This window comes from Microvirga mediterraneensis (assembly GCF_013520865.1).
Lineage (GTDB): Bacteria > Pseudomonadota > Alphaproteobacteria > Rhizobiales > Beijerinckiaceae > Microvirga > Microvirga mediterraneensis.
On the sequence record NZ_JACDXJ010000001.1, the window covers coordinates 1,199,911 to 1,220,138 of the forward strand.

Here is a 20,228-nt window from a genome sequence, read left to right on the forward strand (position 1 = left end):
GTCAAGCTCAATCTTCACGGTGAAGAGCGACGCTCGTCGGGCCGGTCGTCCTCGTCCGGGCCGTCCGAGGGGTGGACACGGCCCAGGAGGGCGGTTCGCGGGTTGATGGGAAGCGCGATCACGCAGCGGACGCCGCCGGGTGTAAATTCCAGCGCCGTCTGCGCGTCGATCTCGGACGGGAGGGTACGCTCGATCAGCTCGGTGCCGAATCCGCGCCGTCGTGGGGCTGCGCTCGCCATGTGGACGCCCGTTTCCCGCCATTCCAGCTTGAGCATCCGGTCGCCGTCCATGCCTGCGGTACTCCAGGTCACGTCGATATGGCCGCCATCCTCCGCGAGGGCGCCGTATTTGACCGCGTTGGCGGCGAGCTCATGGATCGCCAGTCCCAGCTTGTCCGCAACCGCCGTCCGCAGCCGCACGGACGGTCCCTCGACATGGGCCTTCTGGTCGTCTCGCACCGCATGGGCGAGCAACTCGTCCCTCACCAGTTCCTCGAGATCGACAAGGGGAACAGCAGAGCGCGTCGCCATGATCTGCGTGCGGGCGAAGGCCTCGATCCGCCCTTCGAGATGCATGGCATAATCGTCGGCCGTATTGCTGTTCGCCGCGGTCCGCCGCGTGATGGAGCGAACGACCGCGAGGGTGCTCCGGACGCGGTGCTGAAGCTCGGCGAGCAGGAGCTTCGTGTGCTGCTCTTTCTCCCGCAGGGCTTCCTCCGCGCGGACGCGCTCGGTCATGTCGATGGCGACGATCAGGCAGCCCACCACGGCTCCGGCCGCATCGCGCCGGGCGTTGACGTTGTTCCGCACCCAGACGATCGAGCCGTTGGGGCGGCGATGACTTATCTCGTCGATGGACGTTTCGCCGCTCAAGAGCGCACGCGCGAGCAGGGCGTCGCCACGTCCCCGTTCATCGGGCGGCGTCAGCTCCTGGATGGCGCGGCCGACGATCTGCCCGCGGGCGAGGCCGAGGATCTCGCAATAGCGGTCGTTGACATAGATGGCGCGCCCCTCGCGATCCGTCATCGCGATGCCCACCTCGGCCTGTTCGGCCATGGCGCGGAAGCGCTCCTCGCTCTCGCGCAGAGCCTGTTGCGCCCAGGTGAGCGGGGTGACGTCCAGAAAAGTGACGACGGCGCCGCCGATGTCGCTGTCGATGCTGCGGTAGGGCAGCACGCGCGCCATGTAACACGTGCCCGTCGCGGGATCCTCGATTTCGCGGGTGACGCTGCCGAGAGACCGGATCACGCGCCGGGCATCGTCCTGGAGTTCGTCATAGGCGATGCGAGGCTTGATGTGTCCGATCGGACGCCCGAGATCGGTTGCGACGAGATGGAAGATCTCTGTCGCGGTCGGGGTGTAGTGTGTCACGCGCATGTCGCTGTCGAGGAAGATCGTCGCGATCTGCGTGCTCTCCATCAGGTTCTTGAGGTCGCGGTTCGAGCGGCCGAGTTCCTGTGCCTGGTAGGCGATTTCGCCGGTGGCGGATTGCAGCTCCTCCTTGGAGGTCTCGAGCGCCTCGTTCGTGTTCTCGAGTTCCTCGATGGTGGCCTGGAGCCTTTCTCGTGCAACGCGCAGATTCGTTTCGAGGTGCCGCACATGCCCGTCCCGCAGGGCGCCGCCGGCGCGGGGGGCGGCTTCCACCTCGGAAGATCCGGGCCGGTCCTTGAAGACGACCACGAAGCCCGGGGCACCGTCGGGCTGATCGCGCACGGGCTCGACGACGATGTCGACGTCGATGCGCTTGCCGTTCTGGCCCATCCGGAGCCCATCGACCTGAACGACCTGGCGTTCCTCCGAGGCCCTCGTCAGCGCAGTCCGCAGGCCGAGGCGCAGGTCGTTATGAACGAGGGCCAGCAGGTTGAGGGTCGCGGTTCCGCCGGCAGGCTCGAGGAAGCGTCCCATCCGGTCCGAGAAATGCGTGACGTCGAAATTCCCGTCCGTCACCACATAGGCTGGCATGTAACGCTTCGCGATGGCTTTGGCCTTGCGCGCGAGCTTGGCGTCGACCGCCTTTGCCTGGACGCTCCGCACGCGGCGCGGCCTGAGGCGGTGGAACGTGTTCGGCGTGCCGCCGTGCAAATCAGGGCCTTTATCGCCGTGCGCGATCGTGGCGATGCCGGCCGGGGCACCCGAGATTCCGGCGGCCTCGTCGTACCGGGCCGCGTGGCTCACATGGAGCTGCACGCGTTTTGCCATCTCCTCCGGAGGCAGGACGAAATCCGCGATGGCGCCCCTGCCGTGGCTGGGAACGATCCCCCCGGCCGAAAGCTCCGTGCCTTCCTCAGCCAGCGTCAGGCCGCCCGCCTCCTTGATCGCCGTGATGCCGAGCGCTCCATCCCCTTGCGTGCCCGAGAAGAGGATGCCGATGGCTTTCTTTCCCGTGTCTTGCGCCACCGAGATGAGGAAACGGTCGATGGTTCCCCGCTTGCCCGGAGGTTCCTGAGCATCGCGGATCCGAAAGCGCCCGTTCTCGATGGTCAGGATCGTGTCGAGGGAGGCCCAATAGATCCTGCCGGGTTCGACAAGGGCGCCGCGAGCCGCCCGGGTGAGGGTCCGCCCCTGTTTCGACAGCGCCTCCGTGAACCGCGCGTCGTCGAGCGCCTTCCGCGAGTGGAAGACCAGGACGACCGCCATCTCCTCGCCGACCGTCAGCTCGGCCAGGAACCGCTCCAGGGATAGGCTTTCCGCCCCCGGGGCTCCCACGGCGGCGATAAAGGGAGCGCTTTGGGACCCGGCTTCGGCTTTTCGGGCATTTCCGGAGGCTGTCGTCTTATTCCTCTTGGCGGCCACGATGGAGATTCCCGGCTCAAGTGGAGACTTCGCATGCTATGGAGAATTGCACCACGTTTCAAAACTCATGGCCATGGCCAACCCGGCGTCCCCTTGTCCGCCGTCGCTCATGCGAGAGGCGCGGGGCATCACGATGATATCACGATTGCTCATGAAGTGGACCCTAGGTTGCACTCCATAAGGAAAAGACATTCTGAGACCGCCTGTTCCTCGAAACCTGCTCACAAAGCAGATATTTGGCGAGGAGACGCAACAGAATGCTCCGCGCCCGCATTGACGATGGAGCGATGTGTTCATGGGGCGTGGCGAGCGTAACCATTCCCGGCCCTTGGCTGTGCTATAGTACGCTTCACTATAGTACTCTCCCGGCAGGGCATGAGGTGCTATGATGAGCTTCGCCATGCACAAACAGGCCAACAACAATCCTCTGCTGCGGAAGCTCGACAGCATTTTCAGCCTCTCCGATGAGGAGAAGCAGGCGCTTCTCGACCTGCCGATGAGCGTCAAGGTCCTGGAGGCGGATTGCGATATCGTTCGCGACGGGGACCGGCCTTCTGAATGCTGTCTGGTCCTGAGCGGCTTCGTCTGCCGGTACAAGGTTCTCTCCGACGGCAGGCGGCAGATCATGGGATTCTATATTCCGGGCGACATTCCCGACCTGCAAAGCCTCCATCTGAACGTGATGGACCACAGCGTCGGGACGCTCGTGACGAGCAGCATCGCGTTGATCCCGCACGAGAGCCTGCGCGATCTCCTTGATCGGTATTCCAACCTCGCGGCCGCTTTCTGGCGCGATACCCTCATCGATGCGGCCATCTTCCGCGAATGGATGATCGGCCTGGGGCGCCGCTCGGCCTATCAGCGCATCGCCCACCTTCTCTGCGAGCTTCAGGTGCGCCTGAAGGCGGTCGGCCTTGCCGGCGATGGCGGCTATGACCTGCCGGTGACACAGAACGAACTTGGCGATGCGCTGGGCCTCTCGACCGTTCACGTGAACCGAGTCCTCCAGGATCTGAGAAGCGAGGGTGTGATCGTTCTGCGCGGAGGTTCGCTCCACATCCCGGATTGGGAGGCCCTTCAAATGGCGGGCGACTTCGATCCTGCCTATCTTCACCTCAGGTAGTGAAACCGGGACCTGGTTTTGGAACCGCTGAATCCCCGAAAAGATATCCTTCTGCAATCCGAGAGGCAGTCCATGTCGCATGCGAAGCTGTTCACGCCCTTCCGGGTCGGAGGCCTTGAACTCGCCAACCGGATCGTCATCGCGCCCATGTGCCAGTATTCGGCCGAGAACGGCTGCATGAACGATTGGCACCTGATCCATCTGGGCCAGCTTGCGCTCTCGGGCGCGGCGCTCCTGACCATCGAGGCGACGGCGGTCGTGCCCGAGGGCCGGATCACCTACGGGGATGTGGGTCTCTACTCGGATGAATGCGAAGCAGCCATGCGCCGCGTCCTCGACGGAATCCGGCGCTGGTCCGACATGCCGATCGCGATCCAGCTGGGCCATGCCGGACGCAAGGCCTCCACGGAGGTCCCCTGGAAAGGCGGCAGGCAGATCGCGCCCGGCCATGCCGACGGCTGGCAGACGGAGGCCCCTTCCGCGATCCCGCACGGAGCCGGCGAAGTGCCGCCCACGGCGCTCGATCAGGACGGGCTCGCGCGGGTGCGCAATGCCTTCGCCGATGCGGCGCGGCGGGCCGGACGTCTCGGCCTCGCGGCCGTGCAGATTCACGTGGCCCACGGCTACCTGCTGCACCAGTTCCTGTCCCCGCTGTCCAACCGGCGCGACGACCATTATGGCGGCTCTATCGAGAACCGGATGCGCTTCCCGCTCGAGGTGTTCGATGCCGTTCGCGCCGCGTTTCCGGCGGAGCGTCCGGTGACGGTGCGCGTGTCGGGCACGGATTGGGCCGAGGGCGGCTGGACCATCGAGGAGACGGTGGAATTCGCGAAAGCCCTCAAGGCCCGCGGCTGCAGCGCGATCCACGTGTCGAGCGGCGGTCTGACGCCGGCGCAGAAAATCCCCGTGGGACCGAGCTATCAGGTGCCGCTCGCCCGCTCCCTGAAATCCGTCGGAATGCCCGTCATCGCCGTGGGCCTCATCACGGATTACGTGCAAGCCGAGTCCATCCTCGTCACGGGCGACGCCGATCTGATCGCCATCGCGCGCGCGGCGCTCTACGATCCCCGCTGGCCCTGGCACGCCGCCGCGCATTTCGGCGCGGCCGTCAAGGCGCCGCCGCAATACCTTCGCTCTCAACCAAGGCAACATCCCGACCTCTTCAAGATCCGGGCGGATGATTGATCGGAAGAGGCGAAGGAGGAACGCCATGTCGGGGGAGGATCGAGGGACACGCCCATGGAACTGAGCGAGACCGCATGCGACATTCTCGATTACATTCGCGAGACGCACCGCAGGCCGGGAGCGCGCCTCACCATGGCGACGCTGGACGCGCATTTCGGGACGGATCCCGCGGTGGCGGTGGCCGTATCGGAGCTGACTCATCTCGGGTATGTCGCGGTGCCCGATGCACGAACGATCGAACTGACGGATCGCGGCTTCGACGCGATCCATGGCCGAACATACCGCGACAGTCACGAATGATGTCTGCGCAATGTCGTCCGTTGCATCAACGCCAGTCCGCTCGGCCCACGCGCGACTGATTGCGCTCAGGTCCGTGGCTCACTTCGATCGAAGAAGGCAGCGGGCGGACTTTCTCATCCTGCGCCGCAGCTTGTGCGGCCGGGCCGCCGGTGATGAGGCGCGCGCCCCGTTGGTAGGTGAGATAGTTCCACAGCCAGGTGAACGCCACGACCGCACGGTTGCGCAAGCCGATCAGGAAATAGACATGCGCGATGCCCCAGAACAGCCAGCCGATGAAGCCGGTGAGGTGTATGGAATCAAGCTTCACCACCGCAGCCTTGCGGCCGATCGTGGCGAGGTCGCCCTGATGCCGGTACCGGAACGGTCCCGGCGTAGTTCCGTTCGCGGCCTCCGCAGCAATGACCTCGGCCACATAGCGGCCCATCTGCTTGGCCGCCGGAGCAATGCCTGGCACCGGCTTTCCATCTGAATCGATGACTGACGCAGTGTCGCCGATCACGAAGATCTCGGGCCTGCCGGGAACCTTCAAGTGCGCGTCGACCTTGACCCGCTCGGCACGGTCGTGTTCCGCTCCAAGCCATTCGGCTGCCGGGGAGGCCACGACGCCCGCCGCCCAAATGACCGTTCCGGCGGCGATCTGTGTCTCTCCCAAGTCGACGCCGGTTTCGGTGCAATCCGTCACAAGGGTATTTGTCCTGACCTCCACGCCCATCCGCTCCAGGGACTGCCGCGCATAGGCCGCGAGATCCTGGGGAAAGGCGGGCAGCAGGCGCGGCCCCGCCTCGATCAGGATCACCCGAGCGCTATGGGGATCGATCCTCCGAAACTCGGTCGACAGGGCATGATGCGCCACCTCCGCGATAGCCCCCGCCATTTCGACGCCCGTGGGGCCGCCGCCCACGATCACGAAGGTGAGCAGGCGGCGCTGCTCGTCGGCGTCGTCGGTCAGTTCGGCGTGTTCGAAGGCGAGAAGGATCTTGCGGCGGATCACCGTCGCATCCTCGATCTGCTTCAGTCCCGGCGCGACGGACGCCCATTCCGGATGCCCGAAATAGGAGTGCGTGGCGCCGGTCGCGAGGACGAGGTAATCGTACGGAACGCACAACGATCCCGCGTGGACGATGCGTGCCTGTGCGTCGATGCCGGCGACATCCGCCAGGAACACCGTCGCGTTCTTCTGGCGCCTCAGAATGCCGCGGATCGGCCATGCAATGTCGGCCGGGGACAGGGCCGCCGTAGCGACCTGATAGAGCAGGGGCTGGAAATAGTGAAAGTTGTGCCGGTCGATGATCGTCACATCGACCGGAGCCCGCGCCAGGGATTGAGCCGCGGTGAGCCCGCCGAACCCCGCTCCGACGATCACAACCTTTGGTCTTCGAGCGGTCATCGCGGCCCTCGCTTTCGTCGCATGGGAATGGCCGGCTGTGCGGCGCCATCCTCACTCAGGCTAAGTGGCGCGGAGCCATCGATGTTCCGCGCTCGCGGCGGCTTGAATCCCTCAAATCTGGTCGTCCAATGATCCTCCAGCTCAGCCGAACTTGGGCGTATAGCGATAGCTCTGGGTCGGCCGGTCGAGGACGCGCCGTCCCATCAGGCTCGCCACGAGATCGACCATGAGCAGGGCCGTGCGGCCGCGCTCGTCGAGGAATGGGTTGAGCTCGACGAGGTCGAGGCTGCTCACGAGGCCGCTGTCGTGCAGGATCTCCATGATGAGATGCGCCTCGCGGAAGGTCGCGCCGCCCGGAACCGTGGTGCCGACGCCGGGCGCGATCACAGGGTCCAGGAAGTCGACGTCGAGGCTCACGTGGAGAAGCCCATCCGCCGCCGCCACGCGCTTGAGGAAGGCATCGAGGAGCGACACGACGCCGTTCTCGTCGATGGAACGCATGTCGTGGACCGTCACGCCCGCGCCCTGCAGGGCCGAGCGCTCCGCGGGATCGACGCTGCGGATGCCCATCATGCAGACGTTCTGCGGCTTGATGGGGGCGGACAGCGGCGGGAAATAGCCGTCGAAGCCCTCGCGACCCGTGGCATAGGCCATCGGCACGCCGTGCAGGTTGCCGCTCGTGGTCGTGGCGAGGGTGTGGAAGTCCGGATGCGAGTCGAGCCACAGGACGAAGAACTCGCGTCCTTCCTCGGCGGCGCGGCGGGCGAGCCCGCTCATCGAGCCGGCCGAGAGGCTGTGGTCGCCGCCGGCGAAGATCGGCATCCCGTCGCCAGCGGCCCGATAGGCCGCCTCGGCGATGGCTTCGGTCCAGGCGACGGTCTCGGGCAGGGCCTTGATGGCGGCGTTCGGATGCCGCAGGTCCCGCAGCGGCCGGGGCGCGATGTTGCCCCGGTCTTCCACCTGGTAGCCGAGGCTTTGCAGCTCGGTGAGGAGGCCGGCGGTCCGGAAGGCGCTCGGGCCCATGTCGCAGCCGAGCCGGCCGGCGCCCTCCTGAACCGGCACGCCCAGAACGATGCACGGCTTCGAAGTCATTCTGTTCTCCTCGAGATCCGGTCGGTCCCCTGTGCGGAACACGACGTTCGCTTTCCGGTTGCCTCCATAGCACGAACCTCTCCGGAGCCGACAATGACGGAGCCGCAGCTCAGCTCGTTACGCAAGGATTTCCGCATTTTCCGCGACCGGGGCTTCCTGGTGACGCTTGCCCTGATCGGGCTCCTGGCGGCTGCGGCGGCGATCATTCTCGTGCTGGCCACCAATGAATACGGCATTCCCGTCCGGCAGTTCTGGCCCTGAGGTTCCCGACGCTCCAGATCACATTTTCGGGAACATCAACGAAGCTGAACGGTTAGAGTCGAGCCGCCTCGTGGCGGCGCTGTTCAGGCGTTCCGGAGAATAACTTTGGGTGGAGCTCGCCTTGCCCTCGTCCTGGCTCTTCTGCTGATCGTCCAGCCTGTCTCCCCGACTCCGGCCCAGACCGCCCCGCCTCAGCTTGCCGCCCCGTCCTTCGTCTCTGCGCCCGAGGACGGGCAGTGGACGATCCCGCAGAAGAATGATGCATCGACGCGCTTCAGCGACCTGTCCGAGATCACCGCCGAGAACGTGAAGAACCTGCAGGTCGCCTTCACCTTCTCGACCGGGGTCAACAAAGGACAGGAGGCCGCTCCGCTCGTGGTCGGCGGCACGATGTACGTGCTCTCGCCCTATCCCAACATCCTCTACGCCCTGGATCTGACCCAGCCCGGCGCGCCGCTGAAGTGGCAGTACAACCCGAAGCCGGCCGCCGCCGCGCAGGGCGTCGCCTGCTGCGATGGGGTCAATCGCGGTCCTGCCTTCGCGAATGGGCGCATCGTCTTCACGACACTGGATGCCCAGGTGCTCGCGGTGGATGCGGAGACGGGCGAGGAGGTCTGGAGACCCCGCCTCGGCGACATCACCCGTGGCGAGACCATGATCATGGCGCCCCTGGTCGTGAAGGACAAGGTGATCGTCGGCGTTTCCGGAGGCCAGTTCGGCGTTCGCGGCTGGATCGAGGCGCTTGACGTCAATTCCGGCAGAAGCGTTTGGAAAGCCTACAGCACGGGCCCCGATCAGGACGTGAAGATCGGCCCGAACTTCAAGCCGTTCTACGACAGCGACAAGAGCAAGGACCTCGGCGTCGCCACATGGCCGGCTGACGGCTGGCAGCAGGGCGGCGGGACCGTCTCGGGCTGGCTTTCCTACGATCCCGATCTGAACCTCGTCTATCACGGCACGGGCAATCCCGGTCCCTGGAATCCGAACCCGCGCCCCGGCGACAACAAGTGGACGGCGGGAATCTTCGCCCGCGATGCCGATACGGGCGAGGCGCGCTGGTTCTACCAGATCGCACCGCACGATCTTCACGGACGAAGCGGCACCAACGAGACGATCCTCCTCGACATGGAGTGGGAGGGAAGGCCGCGCAAGGTGCTGGTGCATCCGGGACAGACCGGCTTCGTCTACGTCATCGACCGCACGAGCGGCGAAGTGCTGTCCGCAAAACCCTTCCACGCCCTCACGGCTGCAACGGGCGTCGACCTCAAGACAGGGAAAATTCAGTACAGTGCCGACAAGGATCCGGTGAACAATCGCGTCGTTCGCGACATCTGCCCGGCGGCGTCTGGTGCGAAGAACTGGAATCCCAGTGCCTTCTCTCCAAGGACGGGTCTTCTCTACATCCCGCATGTGAACCTGTGCATGGACTGGGAAAGCACCGAGCCGAACTACATCGCCGGAACGCCTTATGTCGGCGCCGAGATCCGCATGTTTCCGGGGCCCGGCGGCCATATGGGCGAGTTCTCCGCCTGGGACATCCGGCAGGGCAGGGAGCTCTGGACCATCAACGAGCGCTTTCCCGTCTGGAGCGGCGCGCTCGCGACGGCGGGCGACCTGGTGTTCTACGGAACGATGGACGGCTGGTTCAAGGCCGTGCATGCGCGCACCGGCGAAGTGCTGTGGCAGTTCAGGACGTCGTCGGGGATCGTCGGGCAGCCCACCACCTATCGCGGGCCCGACGGCCGGCAATACGTGGCGATCCTGTCCGGCGTCGGCGGATGGGCCGGATCGATCGTGTCGGGCGATCTCGATCCGCGCGACGGGACGGCCGCGCTCGGATTCGTCAACGCCATGCGGGAGCTGAAGAACGTCACGGTCAAGGGAGGAACCCTGCATGTGTTCAAACTCCCTTAAGGCCGTTGCCGTGCCGGTTCTCCTGACGGCTTTCGCTCTCGCGGCGTGCCAGCGCGAAGAGCGGGATTTTCGTTCCAAGTCCATGACGGACGAGACGGAGGAACAGGTCTCGCTGGTGCCTTTGTCTCCGGGGCCGAGCGGTCCCGTCGAACAGCGTTCCGGCACGGCCAAGAAATACGAGGAGAATGCCTACCAGATCGCGCAGGGCCAGCGCCTCTACGCATGGTTCAACTGCAACGGCTGCCACGGCAACGGAGGCGGCGGGTCCGGACCCGCACTGATGGACGACACGTGGATCTATGGAGGCCAGATCGAAAACATCGTCCAGTCCATTCGCGAGGGACGGCCGAACGGCATGCCGTCGTTTCGCGGGAAGGTCCCCGACGAGCAGATCTGGGAAATCGCCGCCTATGTGCGCTCCATGGGCCGCAATGTGCCGAAGGCGGCGGCGCCCGGCCGCCGGGACGACATGAGTTCGGGACCGGCAGAGCAGCGCAGGCCGCCCGGCCAGGTGATCGACGGCGGACAGACGCCGCCATCCGCTCAGATGCCGCAATGAGGCGCAGATGAGAAAGGCCGGTCCATTCCTCACGCTTGCCGTCCTGCCCCTCGGAGGCTGCCAGGGCTGGCAATCGGCCCTCGATGCGCAGGGTCCGGCGGCACGCACGCTGGCCGACATGTTCTGGATCTTCATCGCCGTTCTCGGCGCGGTGTGGATCCTCACCATGATCGCTCTGCTCCTGTCCCTGCGCCGGCGCCGCAGCGCCGACGCGGATCCTTTGGCGACGGATCCGGAAACCGAGCGGCGGATGATCGTCACGGTCTCCATCGCCGTCGGCCTGACGCTCGTGACGGTCATATCCCTGACGGGCCTGAGCTACGCGGCCCAAAAGGTGCTGTTCGCCCGCAAGGATGGTGCGCTGACCCTGCTGGTCACCGGCCGGCAATGGTGGTGGGAAATCACCTACGAGGATGCTCAGCCGAGCCGCGTCTTCACGACGGCGAACGAGATCCACATCCCGGTCGGCGAGCCGGTTCTGATCAAGCTCGAAGCGGGCGACGTGATCCATTCGTTCTGGGTTCCCAGTCTGACGGGCAAGATGGACCTGATTCCCGGACGCCAGAACCAGATCCAGATCCAGGCGGATCGTCCCGGCCTCTATCGCGGACAATGCGCCGAGTTCTGCGGCCTCCAGCATGCCCATATGGGGATGCTCGTCATTGCGGAGCCGAAGGACGACTTCGAGCGCTGGCGCGATCGGCAGGTGTCCTCCGCGATTCCGCCGGGCGATCCCCAGCGGCAGCGCGGTCAGGAGATCTTCCTCTCCAAGCCCTGCGTCATGTGCCATCAGGTGCGCGGCACGGATGCGGGCGGCAAGGTCGCCCCCGACCTCACCCATGTGGGAAGCCGCCGCTCCATCGCGGCCGGAACCCTGGAGACCACGCGGGGCAATCTTGCGGCCTGGATCCTCGATCCGCACGGCATCAAGCCGGGAGTGAACATGCCGGCCGTCGAACTCGAACCCGATGAGGTTCAGCCTCTCGCCGATTACCTGGAGGGGCTGAAGTGACGCGGGCGATCACATCAAGCGATCTCGATGCCGTTCCCGAAATCTCGCATCTCGCCACAGGCGAGCGCGGCGGTCGCCCGGGCGTGCGGAGCGAGGCCGATGCGCCGGTCAATCCTGACGAATTGCGCGACGATCAGGTGGACGGACCGGAGCTGACCGTGCGCCTCGCCAGGACCTGGGGCACGGACAAGGGGATCGTCGGCGCCCTGTCGACAGTGGATCACAAGGTCATCGGGCGCCGCTTCATCGCCACTGCCGTCCTGTTCCTGTTCATGGGCGGCCTCTCCGCCATCCTCATGCGCATGCAGCTGGCCCTGCCGGAGAACAGGCTGATGGGGCCTGATTTCTACAACCAGCTTTTCACCATGCACGGCACCACGATGATGTTCCTCTTCGGCGTGCCGATCGGGGAAGCCTTCGCGGTCTTTCTCGTGCCGCTCATGGTGGGCACCCGCAACATCGCATTCCCGCGCCTCAACGCCTACGCTTATTACGTCTATCTCATCGGCGGCCTCATGATCTGGGTGGCATTCGTCCTCAATATCGGGCCGGATGTCGGCTGGTTCGCCTATGTTCCGCTCTCGGGGCCGGAATACTCGCCCGGCAAGCGGGCTGATTTCTGGGCCCAGATGATCACCTTCACGGAAGTGTCGGGCATCGCCGTGGCGATCTCCATCATCGTGACGGTCTTCAAGTTCCGCGCGCCCGGCATGACGCTCGATCGCATTCCGCTCTTCGTCTGGGCGGAGCTCGTCAACTCCTTCGTCATCATCTTCGCCTTGCCGGCCGTGGTCACGGCCTCGGCCACGCTGATGATGGACCGGCTCGTCGGCACGCATTTCTATAACCCGGCGGAAGGCGGCGATGCGTTGCTCTACCAGCATCTGTTCTGGTTCTTCGGTCACCCGGAAGTCTACATCATCTTCCTGCCCGCCACCGGCTGGGTGTCGGCCATCGTGGTCACGTTTTCGCGCCGCCAGGCCTTCGGCTACATCGCCCTCGTGCTGTCGCTCATCGCCACCGGATTCCTGTCCTTCGGCCTGTGGGTGCACCACATGTTCACCACCGGCCTGCCGCAGCTCGGCGCGAGCTTCTTCACGGCGTCCAGCATGCTCATCGCCATCCCGAACGGCATCCAGGTCTTCTGCTGGATCGCGACCCTGTGGGATGGGCGGCCGGTCTTCCGCGCACCGCTTCTTTTCGTCATCGGCTTCTTCTTCATCTTCGTGGCCGGCGGATTGTCGGGGATCCTGCTCGCGTCCGTGCCGCTCGATACCCAGGTCCACGACACCTTCTTCGTCGTCGCGCACTTTCACTACGTGCTCATCGGCGGCAACGTGTTTCCGCTGATCGGCGCGGTGTATTACTGGTTCCCGAAATTCACCGGCCGCATGATGAGCGAGCGGCTGGGGAAGTGGCATTTCTGGCTCGCCTTCATCGGGTTCAACGCGGCCTTCTTCCCCATGCACATCCTGGGCCTGATGGGCATGCCGCGCCGGGTCTACACCTATCTGCCGGAAATGGGCTGGGGGAGCCTGAACCTCTTCTCGTCCCTTGGGGCGGTCCTGTTCTTCGCGAGCTTCGTGCTCTTCCTCTACAACATCGTGTCGAGCGCGCGGCGCGGCGCTGTCGCCGGTCCCAACCCCTGGAACGCCGGCACGCTCGAATGGGCGGCAGCATCCCCGCCCAGGCCGCAGAACTTCGACCGCATCCCCGTCGTGACGAACCGCGAGCCCCTGTGGGCCAATCGCGACAGCCTGCCGGTGGTTGCGGGCCTGAGCGTCGAGAACCGGGAGCAGCTCGTCACGACGGCCACGGATGCCCGCGCGGACCTGCGCGAGACCACGCCCGAGCCTTCGATCTGGCCTTTCCTGGCGGCGATTGCGACCACGATCCTGTTCGTCGGCTCCATGTTCACGCCCTGGGCCCTGGTGTGGGGCAGCGTTCCGCTCGCGCTGGCGCTCATGGGCTGGTTCTGGCCGAAGCCGAACACGGAGGACGAGAAATGACCCTGGGTCCTCAGCCCGACGACGCCATGATGCCGCACAGGGTCGTGATGAGCGCCAGGAACATGCCGGGTTACGCCTATGGCCCGCGCAGCCCGATCTGGTGGGGAACGGTGGGCTTCGCCGTTGCCGAGGGCATGGGTTTCGCCATCGCGGCGGCCATGTATTTCTATCTCGTCTTCATCAACGGCAACTGGCCGCTGAGCGCGCCGCCTCCCGATCTCCTCTGGTCGGGTCTGTTCAGCGCAGTGCTTCTCGTCAGCATTTGGCCGAACCAGCTCGCCAAGAGGGACGGGGAGCGGGAGGAGCTCGCGAAAACCCGCCGCAATCTCGTGATCATGAGCCTCTTCGGCGTCGTCCTGCTGGTCATCCGCGTGTTCGAGTTCGGCACGCTTCACGTGCGTTGGGACCAGAATGCTTATGGGTCCGTGGTGTGGCTCCTTCTCGGCCTGCACACGCTGCATCTTCTCACGGATCTCGGCGACACCATCGTCCTCGCTGTGCTGATGTTCACGCGCCACGGCCATGGCAAGCGCTTCTCCGACGTGGGCGACAATGCCTTCTACTGGTATTTCGTCGTGGCCTCCTGGCTCCCGATCTATGCGATCATCTACTGGTTCCCGAGGTGGTGGTGAGATCATGACGGCATGGCTCTCCCGCGGCGTTCCATCGGCCGGCATCTATGTCGGACCGCTCGCATGGCTCGTCAACACGCAGTTCGGCTACGCTGCGGTGCCGTGGGTCTGCGCCCATCAGGTGCCGCTCATTCCCCTCTTCGCCCTCGCCATGGCGATCCTTAGCCTGTTCGGCGGCTTCCTGTCATGGCGCGGCTACGCCGCCGCGGCACCGACGCCGCGGGCGGACACGACGGGAGCGGGCCGTCCGCACCGCTTCATGGCGCTCATCGGTGTGTCCATCGCCCTGCTGTTCACGGTCGTCATCCTCCTGCACGGCGTTGCCGGACTCGTCTTCGAAGGGTGCGAGCGATGAGTGTCCCGGGGATTTTCCGTGCGCGACGCTGCCGACAGCAGGAGAGAGACGCTTATGCGGCGCGTTAGGACCCTGGCATTGCTGGCCGTTCCGGTGGCCATCCGGTTGGCGGGAGTTGTCCTCGGCGTCCGGCGCATGGGATCGGCAACCCGCCCCGTGGGCGTGCGGGACACGTCCCCCGGCCATGAGACGGCGCTGCACGGCACGCGCATGAACAGGCGAACCCGTTCCCTTCTCGTCTGGGGCTCGGCGGCCCTCGTCCTGCTCCTGTTGATCGGCGGTGGAATCTACACGGGATATCGGGTGAAGTCCGACCGCGATGCCCGCGCCCGCGCCGTTGCGCTCACCGGCGGCGACCCGGATCTCGGCCTTCGCCTCACGCAGCGCTATGGCTGTGCCGGCTGCCATATCATTCCGGGCGTTTCCGGACCTCAGGGCAGAGTCGGCCCGACGCTTCAGGCTTATGCGGCACGGATCTATGTCGGGGGCGTCGTCCCGAATTCGCCCGACAACCTTATTCGATGGATCGAGAATCCGCGCTCCATCGATCCCCGTTCAGCCATGCCCGTCACGGGCATCACGCGGGACGAGGCGAGGCATGTCGCGGCTTATCTCTACACGCTGCGCCCATAGCGCATCCCCTCAGCGCAGCGAATAGAGATAGGTCGCGATATCGCGGGCATCGTGTTCCGAGACGCCGAGATTGGGCATAGCGGAGAGCGGGTCGATCCGCTGGGGATCGCGCAGCCATGCGATCATGTGATCGGGCGTATTCCGCAGGACTCCGGCGATGTAGAGCTGTCCCGCGATGCCGGCCAGCGGCGGGCCCACATGCGCGTCCGGACCCCTGATTCCCGGAATGACGTGGCAGGTCTCACACGCATATTGCAGGATCGCCACGCGACCGCGCTGGTCAGCGTCTTTCGGATCCCAAGGAGCCTCAGGCTGCCGCGGCTTGGGCTGTTCCTCGCTCGCGGGCTGCTTCCGTCGCGCCCGATAGTCGGCCGGCGTGATGTTGAGGGAGCTTTTCAAGAACGCAACGAGAGCCCAGCGCTCGGGCTCGGTCAGGCGAAATTTCCAGGCGGGCATTCCGGTCAGCTTGATCCCGTTTGAGATCGCCCAGTGGATCTCCGGTGCCGATAGGTCGCGCGCCATCTGGGCGAAGTTCGGCGGCGCCGGCATCATGCCGAGGCCGATGGCATCCGGCGGAAGCCCGGGCGCGCCATGGCACTGCCTGCAATGCTGGTCGTAGAGGGCAAGTCCCGTTGCGACGACATTCGCATCCGTCAGGTTGGCCGGAGGCGTCTCGCCGATGACGCGAGCCCGGATCGACTGGCGCCGCGCCGTTGTGAGGGCCCAATAGACCGGCGCTATGTGCTGCTTGGTTGCCGCGATGTCGTAGATTCCGGAAGAGATGTAGGCCAGCGCGCCGCCCGCCGCCAATACCAGGAGAAGCACTCCCCAGAAAATCAGACGAGGAAGCGAGCGTGGCATCGAACTCTACCTACCGACCTTTCCGAAACGCCGTCTGCTTCGGGCAAGCGATGTCCGACGGCGGTGCATCCATGACGCGCGGAGCGTACCGGGCATCCAAGCATGGTACGCCGTCAACCAGCTTGGCAGGCGCTAAGTTCCGCTTGGGTCAGCGGCCTCTGGCCCGGCCAATCGGCACGAGCTCGATGTGAGCGGGGTTGGGCGTATGATCCAGCATGGCGCCGTTCGCGGCATCCAGCACCAGGCCGACCGAGCCGCCGGGCAGCACCGCATTGCCGATCACGCCGGGGGCAGCTTTGTCGGTGAGAGTGGATTTCACCAGCAGCGAACCGGGCCTGTACCCGCGCGCCTCGGCATAGGCGGTGAACTCCGCCTTCCGTTCGACCTTCACCACGCAGGGGGACCGGGGGCATGTATGACCGAGCGACGTCCTGATGCGCGCGGAGGCCGGGCTTGCGCTGATGGTCACCTCCTCCATGGTCCCGCGCGTCCCCGTATTGCAGGCTGTCAGGGAGAGAAGGCTGCCGACGGCGCACTTAAGAATTCGCATCCGCATGGATCGTCCTTGCCGCGAGAAGGGACCCGCAGGCCCCGCCTCGACAGCAGATAGCGCATACGGCTCAGTCTGCCAGACCGCGCCCTACGACCGGCGCGGCGGGGCTCCGCCCGGGGACTGGACGGAAAGGGCGCCGGCCTCGATCCCCGCCGCCAGACTTGCCTCGATGTCGGCGGTGCCGAGCCAGGAATGCAGGAAGCCCGCGTTGAACGCGTCTCCCGCTCCCGTCGTGTCGACCACGGTGACGGGCAACGCCCGTGCCGAGACCGGGGTCGCGCCTCGCGAGGCTACGGCGCCGTGTTCGCCGCGCTTCAGCACGACCAGGGGAAAATGCTCCCGCAAGACGGACAGAATGGTCTCGGGCGACGTTTCACCGGTGAGAGCTTCTCCCTCCTCCACGTTCGGGAGGAAGACGTCGACACCGGCGCAGATCTCGAAGAACCCGGCATCGCGACGGATGAGCTCGTCGTCCCAGCTCGGATCGAGCGAAACCGTCAGGCCACGATTCTTGGCCATCGCGATCACATCGGGGTTGTCCTTCAGGGTGGCGAATTCCGCGATGTGGAGATGAGCGATGTCGGGCGCCGCGAGCGCCTTCTCCAGGGAGGCTGGCCGGGAGGTTCCGGCGCGCCGGGACACGAAGGCCCGCTCCCCGTCCTTCACCAGGGCGACGGTCGGCTGGGGACCGGCATCGCGGGACCGCTCGACGAACGCCAGGTCGATCCCGCTGCCCTCGAGTTCAGGACCGAGACCCTGCGAGAGAGGGTCCGTCCCAAGACGGGCGAGCAGCGCGGACGGCCGTCCGAGGGAGGCAAGATGAGCCGCCGTGATATAGGCGCCGCCGCCTGCGACGACCGTCACGTCGTCCGCGAAGCGTTCGCGTCCGAGCACCGGCATGTCGCGCAGGCCGGTGAAGATGATGTCGCAATAGACCCGGCCAAGGCACAGGACCTTGCTCCGCTCAGAGACTCGTCCGGTCATTGGGCGGCCAATGCCTTCTCGGTCGCCTTGTCGAAGTAGTACAGCCTCTCGGTCGGAGCATGCAGGGTCAGCTGCTCGCCGATCTTCGGGATCTGCCGTCCCGGCGCCGAGCCGATGACGGTCTGGTTGCCCTTCTCGATGTGAACGAGAGTCTCGGAGCCCAGGGTTTCCACGACCACGACGGTGCCCGACACGGCGAGGCCCGGAACGCCGAACGTCGCCGGCGTCAGGTCCTGCGGGCGAACGCCGACCAGGATCTCGGGCGACGTCGCCGAGACGGGCGGCACCTTGATGGAACCGCCCACCGATAGATTCGCGTGACCGTCCTTCAACGAGGCCGGAAGCAGGTTCATCGTCGGGCTGCCGATGAAGCGCGCCGTGAACACGTCGACGGGCTTCTCGTACAGCTCCAGAGGCGAGCCCACCTGCAGGATCCGCCCGTCGCGCATGACGACGATCCGGTCCGCCATGGTCATGGCCTCCACCTGATCGTGAGTGACGAACACGGACGTGGTGCCGAGCCGGTGATGAAGCCGCTTGATCTCGATGCGCATCTGGGTGCGCAGCTGGGCGTCGAGGTTGGACAGGGGCTCGTCGAACAGGAACGCCGCGGGATCGCGGACCATGGCCCGCCCGATGGCGACGCGCTGGCGCTGGCCGCCCGACAGGGCCGAGGGACGGCGCTCCAGCAGATGCGAGAGGCCCAGCGTCTGCGCAACCTGCTCCACCCTGGTGCGCTTCTCGCTCTTCGAGAGCTTCGAGCGGTAAAGGCCGAAGGCAATGTTGTCGGCGACGGTCACGTGCGGATAGATGGCGTAGTTCTGGAACACCATGGCGATGTTCCGGTCCTTGGGCTGGAGGTCGTTGACGACCCGCCCGTCGATCCTGATCTCGCCGCCGCTGATCTCCTCGAGACCGGCGATCATCCGAAGTGTCGTGGACTTGCCGCATCCCGAAGGGCCGACCAGGACGACGAATTCGCCATCCTGGATCGCGAGGTCGATGCCGTGGACGACGGCCGTCTGCCCGTATCTCTTGACGAGGCGATCGATTTCGATGGTCGCCATTAGCGGGCTCCAAGAAGTGCGTTGAAACGGGATTGAAGGTCCTGGGCGGAGGCCTGGGCGCGGCGCTGTGCGTCCTGCATCCGCGCGCGGATCGCCGCGATGTCCTGGTTGTATCCGGCGATGGCCTGCGACAGCGCCTTGGGCGCCGGTCCGCCGAACCGGTCGCGCACGGCGACGAAGTTCTCCGCCGAGACGATCTCGGCGAACCGATCCGGCGCGACGGTCGTGTCGCGGCCGGCACAGCGCCGGAAGGCTTCGCGGAACGCCGCGTATCCGTCGGCCGCGATGTCGCCGCCGATGGCTACGATGGCGCGGGCGACCTCGGCGGCGATCTCGTGCGCCTCGCGGAAGGACAGCCCTTCCAGGCGCACGAGGCTGTCGGCGAGTTCCGTCACAGTGATGCAGCTGCGGCGGATGTTCTGGCGAACCCTTCCCGCGTCGATCCGCAGCGATGGGACCAGGGCGGCGAGGAGGGCGAGGCCGCGCCCGCCGCTCTCGAAGGCCCCGTAGCCGAAGCCTTGGCTCTCGCCTTCGCTGTCGTTCATGTCGGTGAACGGCGTGTTGTGCATGATCGTGAGCATCGCCTGCGCCCGACCGACCGTCTGGGACGAGAGGTGGCGCATGTGCTCGATCGGCACGGGATTGCGCTTCTGCGGCATGATCGACGAGATCTGCACGAAGGCATTGGGAACGTAGATCTGCCCGACCTCGAAGCTCGTCCAGAACTGCAGGTCCTGAATGAAGCGGCCGAGATGCAGGAAGATCAGCTCGATGGCCGAATAGGTGGACGTGATGTAGTCGATGGACGCGATGCAGCCGTAGGAGTTCTGCAGGGGACGGCTGAAGCCGAGCAGATGGGCCATCAGTTCGCGGTCGATGGGAAAGCCGCTCGTGGTGATGGCGGCGGCGCCCATGGGGCTGCGGTCGACGATGTCCCGCGACGCCTCGAGGCGCGCGATGTCGCGCAGCACGGTTTCGAGAACGGCGGACAGGTAATGGCCGAAGACGGTCGGCTGCGCCGGCTGCCCGTGGGTATAGGCGACGATCAGCGTCCTGCTTTCCCGCTCCGCCACGGACGCGAGGGTCTCGGCCAGATGCACCAGGCGCTCCAGCAGCGGGTCGATGCGGTGTTTGAGGCCGATCTTGAACAGGGTGTGGTCGATATCGTTGCGCGAGCGTGCCGTGTGCAGGCGCCCCGCGAGGTCGGGCCCGAGGCGGGTGCGCAATTGCTTCTCGATGAGGAAGAAGAAATCCTCGACCTCGCCGGTATAGGTCAGAGTGCCAACATCGACCTCGCGGTCGATGTCCTCGAGCGCCTGGGCGATGGGCCGCGCCTGCTCGATGGTCAGAATGCCCGTCTCGTGGAGCATGACGAGATGCGCCCGGTCGATGAGACGGAAGCCCTCGACGTGATGATCCTTCGCGCCGTCGAACAGGGGACGCAGGACGGTCTCCTTGTAGACCGGATCCGGGAAGGTGGACGTATCGTTGAAGGTGCCTGCATTCATC

At 65.7% G+C, this 20,228-nt stretch carries 19 protein-coding genes; 11 read left to right on the top strand and 8 right to left on the bottom strand.

The window, feature by feature from the left end; genetic code table 11:
* Nucleotides 1-14: 14 nt before the first annotated feature.
* Nucleotides 15-2,792, bottom strand: coding sequence for a PAS domain S-box protein (locus H0S73_RS26235; RefSeq protein ID WP_181051245.1), 2,778 nt, complete (start codon nt 2,790-2,792; stop codon nt 15-17).
* A 400-nt stretch (nt 2,793-3,192) separates the two neighbouring features.
* Here H0S73_RS26235 and H0S73_RS05640 point away from each other — a divergent pair, with 400 nt between their 5' ends.
* The 3 genes from H0S73_RS05640 to H0S73_RS05650 all read left to right on the top strand — a co-directional run bounded on the left by H0S73_RS05640 (nt 3,193) and on the right by H0S73_RS05650 (nt 5,400).
* Nucleotides 3,193-3,915, top strand: coding sequence for a Crp/Fnr family transcriptional regulator (locus tag H0S73_RS05640; protein ID WP_246388744.1), 723 nt, complete (start codon nt 3,193-3,195; stop codon nt 3,913-3,915).
* Nucleotides 3,916-3,987: 72 nt separating this feature from the next.
* A complete protein-coding gene (locus H0S73_RS05645; protein ID WP_181051246.1) occupies nt 3,988-5,100 on the top strand; it encodes an NADH:flavin oxidoreductase/NADH oxidase in 1,113 nt (370 codons plus the stop codon).
* A gap of 54 nt (nt 5,101-5,154) precedes the next feature.
* Nucleotides 5,155-5,400 carry a hypothetical protein gene (locus tag H0S73_RS05650; RefSeq protein ID WP_181051247.1) on the top strand — a complete coding sequence of 82 codons (246 nt, stop codon included), beginning with the start codon at nt 5,155-5,157 and terminating at the stop codon, nt 5,398-5,400.
* 25 nt (nt 5,401-5,425) lie between these two features.
* Here the strand turns inward: H0S73_RS05650 and H0S73_RS05655 are convergent, their stop codons facing one another.
* Nucleotides 5,426-6,787: an NAD(P)/FAD-dependent oxidoreductase gene (locus tag H0S73_RS05655; RefSeq protein WP_181051248.1), complete on the bottom strand. Its 1,362-nt coding sequence runs from the start codon at nt 6,785-6,787 to the stop codon at nt 5,426-5,428.
* A gap of 141 nt (nt 6,788-6,928) precedes the next feature.
* The gene (gene rocF / locus H0S73_RS05660; RefSeq protein ID WP_181051249.1) at nt 6,929-7,879 is read right to left on the bottom strand and encodes an arginase; all 951 of its coding nucleotides are present in this window, start codon (nt 7,877-7,879) and stop codon (nt 6,929-6,931) included.
* Nucleotides 7,880-7,972: 93 nt separating this feature from the next.
* Between rocF and H0S73_RS05665 the strand changes: the two genes are divergently transcribed.
* The 8 genes from H0S73_RS05665 to H0S73_RS05700 all read left to right on the top strand — a co-directional run bounded on the left by H0S73_RS05665 (nt 7,973) and on the right by H0S73_RS05700 (nt 15,254).
* Nucleotides 7,973-8,140, top strand: coding sequence for a hypothetical protein (locus H0S73_RS05665; RefSeq protein WP_181051250.1), 168 nt, complete (start codon nt 7,973-7,975; stop codon nt 8,138-8,140).
* A 105-nt stretch (nt 8,141-8,245) separates the two neighbouring features.
* Entirely contained in the window at nt 8,246-10,054 is a 1,809-nt protein-coding gene (locus tag H0S73_RS05670) for a methanol/ethanol family PQQ-dependent dehydrogenase (RefSeq protein WP_181051251.1), read from the top strand.
* Nucleotides 10,035-10,613 (top strand): c-type cytochrome, encoded by a 579-nt coding sequence (locus tag H0S73_RS05675; RefSeq protein WP_181051252.1) that lies wholly within the window; start codon nt 10,035-10,037, stop codon nt 10,611-10,613. The genes H0S73_RS05670 and H0S73_RS05675 overlap by 20 nt, the downstream gene beginning before the upstream one ends.
* Before the next feature lie 7 nt (nt 10,614-10,620).
* The gene (coxB, locus tag H0S73_RS05680; protein WP_181051253.1) at nt 10,621-11,625 is read left to right on the top strand and encodes a cytochrome c oxidase subunit II; all 1,005 of its coding nucleotides are present in this window, start codon (nt 10,621-10,623) and stop codon (nt 11,623-11,625) included.
* Nucleotides 11,626-11,747: 122 nt separating this feature from the next.
* A complete protein-coding gene (ctaD, locus tag H0S73_RS05685) occupies nt 11,748-13,634 on the top strand; it encodes a cytochrome c oxidase subunit I (protein WP_202049906.1) in 1,887 nt (628 codons plus the stop codon).
* Between the two features lie 29 nt (nt 13,635-13,663).
* Nucleotides 13,664-14,266 carry a cytochrome c oxidase subunit 3 gene (locus tag H0S73_RS05690; protein ID WP_181054253.1) on the top strand — a complete coding sequence of 201 codons (603 nt, stop codon included), beginning with the start codon at nt 13,664-13,666 and terminating at the stop codon, nt 14,264-14,266.
* 4 nt (nt 14,267-14,270) lie between these two features.
* On the top strand, nt 14,271-14,621 hold the full coding sequence (locus H0S73_RS05695) for a hypothetical protein (protein WP_181051254.1): 351 nt from the start codon (nt 14,271-14,273) through the stop codon (nt 14,619-14,621).
* Nucleotides 14,622-14,675: 54 nt separating this feature from the next.
* Nucleotides 14,676-15,254, top strand: a complete 579-nt coding sequence (locus H0S73_RS05700) for a c-type cytochrome (protein ID WP_246388745.1) — start codon at nt 14,676-14,678, stop codon at nt 15,252-15,254.
* A 9-nt stretch (nt 15,255-15,263) separates the two neighbouring features.
* Here the strand turns inward: H0S73_RS05700 and H0S73_RS05705 are convergent, their stop codons facing one another.
* The 5 genes from H0S73_RS05705 to argH all read right to left on the bottom strand — a co-directional run bounded on the left by H0S73_RS05705 (nt 15,264) and on the right by argH (nt 20,227).
* A complete protein-coding gene (locus H0S73_RS05705) occupies nt 15,264-16,115 on the bottom strand; it encodes a c-type cytochrome (protein WP_181051255.1) in 852 nt (283 codons plus the stop codon).
* 148 nt (nt 16,116-16,263) lie between these two features.
* Nucleotides 16,264-16,665, bottom strand: a complete 402-nt coding sequence (locus tag H0S73_RS05710; RefSeq protein ID WP_181051256.1) for a translation initiation factor 2 — start codon at nt 16,663-16,665, stop codon at nt 16,264-16,266.
* Nucleotides 16,666-16,755: 90 nt separating this feature from the next.
* Complete coding sequence (locus tag H0S73_RS05715; RefSeq protein WP_181051257.1) at nt 16,756-17,652, bottom strand: carbohydrate kinase family protein; 897 nt, start codon at nt 17,650-17,652, stop codon at nt 16,756-16,758.
* The gene (locus H0S73_RS05720) at nt 17,649-18,719 is read right to left on the bottom strand and encodes an ABC transporter ATP-binding protein (protein WP_181051258.1); all 1,071 of its coding nucleotides are present in this window, start codon (nt 18,717-18,719) and stop codon (nt 17,649-17,651) included. The genes H0S73_RS05715 and H0S73_RS05720 overlap by 4 nt, the downstream gene beginning before the upstream one ends.
* Nucleotides 18,719-20,227 carry an argininosuccinate lyase gene (gene argH / locus H0S73_RS05725; RefSeq protein WP_181051259.1) on the bottom strand — a complete coding sequence of 503 codons (1,509 nt, stop codon included), beginning with the start codon at nt 20,225-20,227 and terminating at the stop codon, nt 18,719-18,721. The genes H0S73_RS05720 and argH overlap by 1 nt, the downstream gene beginning before the upstream one ends.
* Nucleotide 20,228 lies beyond the last annotated feature (1 nt).

Coding starts and splice junctions, on each gene's coding strand:
- H0S73_RS05640 (WP_246388744.1), top strand. CDS start 3,193: ATGCACAAACAGGCCAACAACAATCCTCTGCTGCGGAAGCTCGACAGC.
- H0S73_RS05645 (WP_181051246.1), top strand. CDS start 3,988: ATGTCGCATGCGAAGCTGTTCACGCCCTTCCGGGTCGGAGGCCTTGAA.
- H0S73_RS05650 (WP_181051247.1), top strand. CDS start 5,155: ATGGAACTGAGCGAGACCGCATGCGACATTCTCGATTACATTCGCGAG.
- H0S73_RS05655 (WP_181051248.1), bottom strand. CDS start 6,787: ATGACCGCTCGAAGACCAAAGGTTGTGATCGTCGGAGCGGGGTTCGGC.
- rocF (WP_181051249.1), bottom strand. CDS start 7,879: ATGACTTCGAAGCCGTGCATCGTTCTGGGCGTGCCGGTTCAGGAGGGC.
- H0S73_RS05665 (WP_181051250.1), top strand. CDS start 7,973: ATGACGGAGCCGCAGCTCAGCTCGTTACGCAAGGATTTCCGCATTTTC.
- H0S73_RS05675 (WP_181051252.1), top strand. CDS start 10,035: ATGTGTTCAAACTCCCTTAAGGCCGTTGCCGTGCCGGTTCTCCTGACG.
- coxB (WP_181051253.1), top strand. CDS start 10,621: ATGAGAAAGGCCGGTCCATTCCTCACGCTTGCCGTCCTGCCCCTCGGA.
- H0S73_RS05690 (WP_181054253.1), top strand. CDS start 13,664: ATGCCGCACAGGGTCGTGATGAGCGCCAGGAACATGCCGGGTTACGCC.
- H0S73_RS05695 (WP_181051254.1), top strand. CDS start 14,271: ATGACGGCATGGCTCTCCCGCGGCGTTCCATCGGCCGGCATCTATGTC.
- H0S73_RS05700 (WP_246388745.1), top strand. CDS start 14,676: ATGCGGCGCGTTAGGACCCTGGCATTGCTGGCCGTTCCGGTGGCCATC.
- H0S73_RS05705 (WP_181051255.1), bottom strand. CDS start 16,115: ATGCCACGCTCGCTTCCTCGTCTGATTTTCTGGGGAGTGCTTCTCCTG.
- H0S73_RS05710 (WP_181051256.1), bottom strand. CDS start 16,665: ATGCGAATTCTTAAGTGCGCCGTCGGCAGCCTTCTCTCCCTGACAGCC.
- H0S73_RS05715 (WP_181051257.1), bottom strand. CDS start 17,652: ATGACCGGACGAGTCTCTGAGCGGAGCAAGGTCCTGTGCCTTGGCCGG.
- H0S73_RS05720 (WP_181051258.1), bottom strand. CDS start 18,719: ATGGCGACCATCGAAATCGATCGCCTCGTCAAGAGATACGGGCAGACG.
- argH (WP_181051259.1), bottom strand. CDS start 20,227: ATGAATGCAGGCACCTTCAACGATACGTCCACCTTCCCGGATCCGGTC.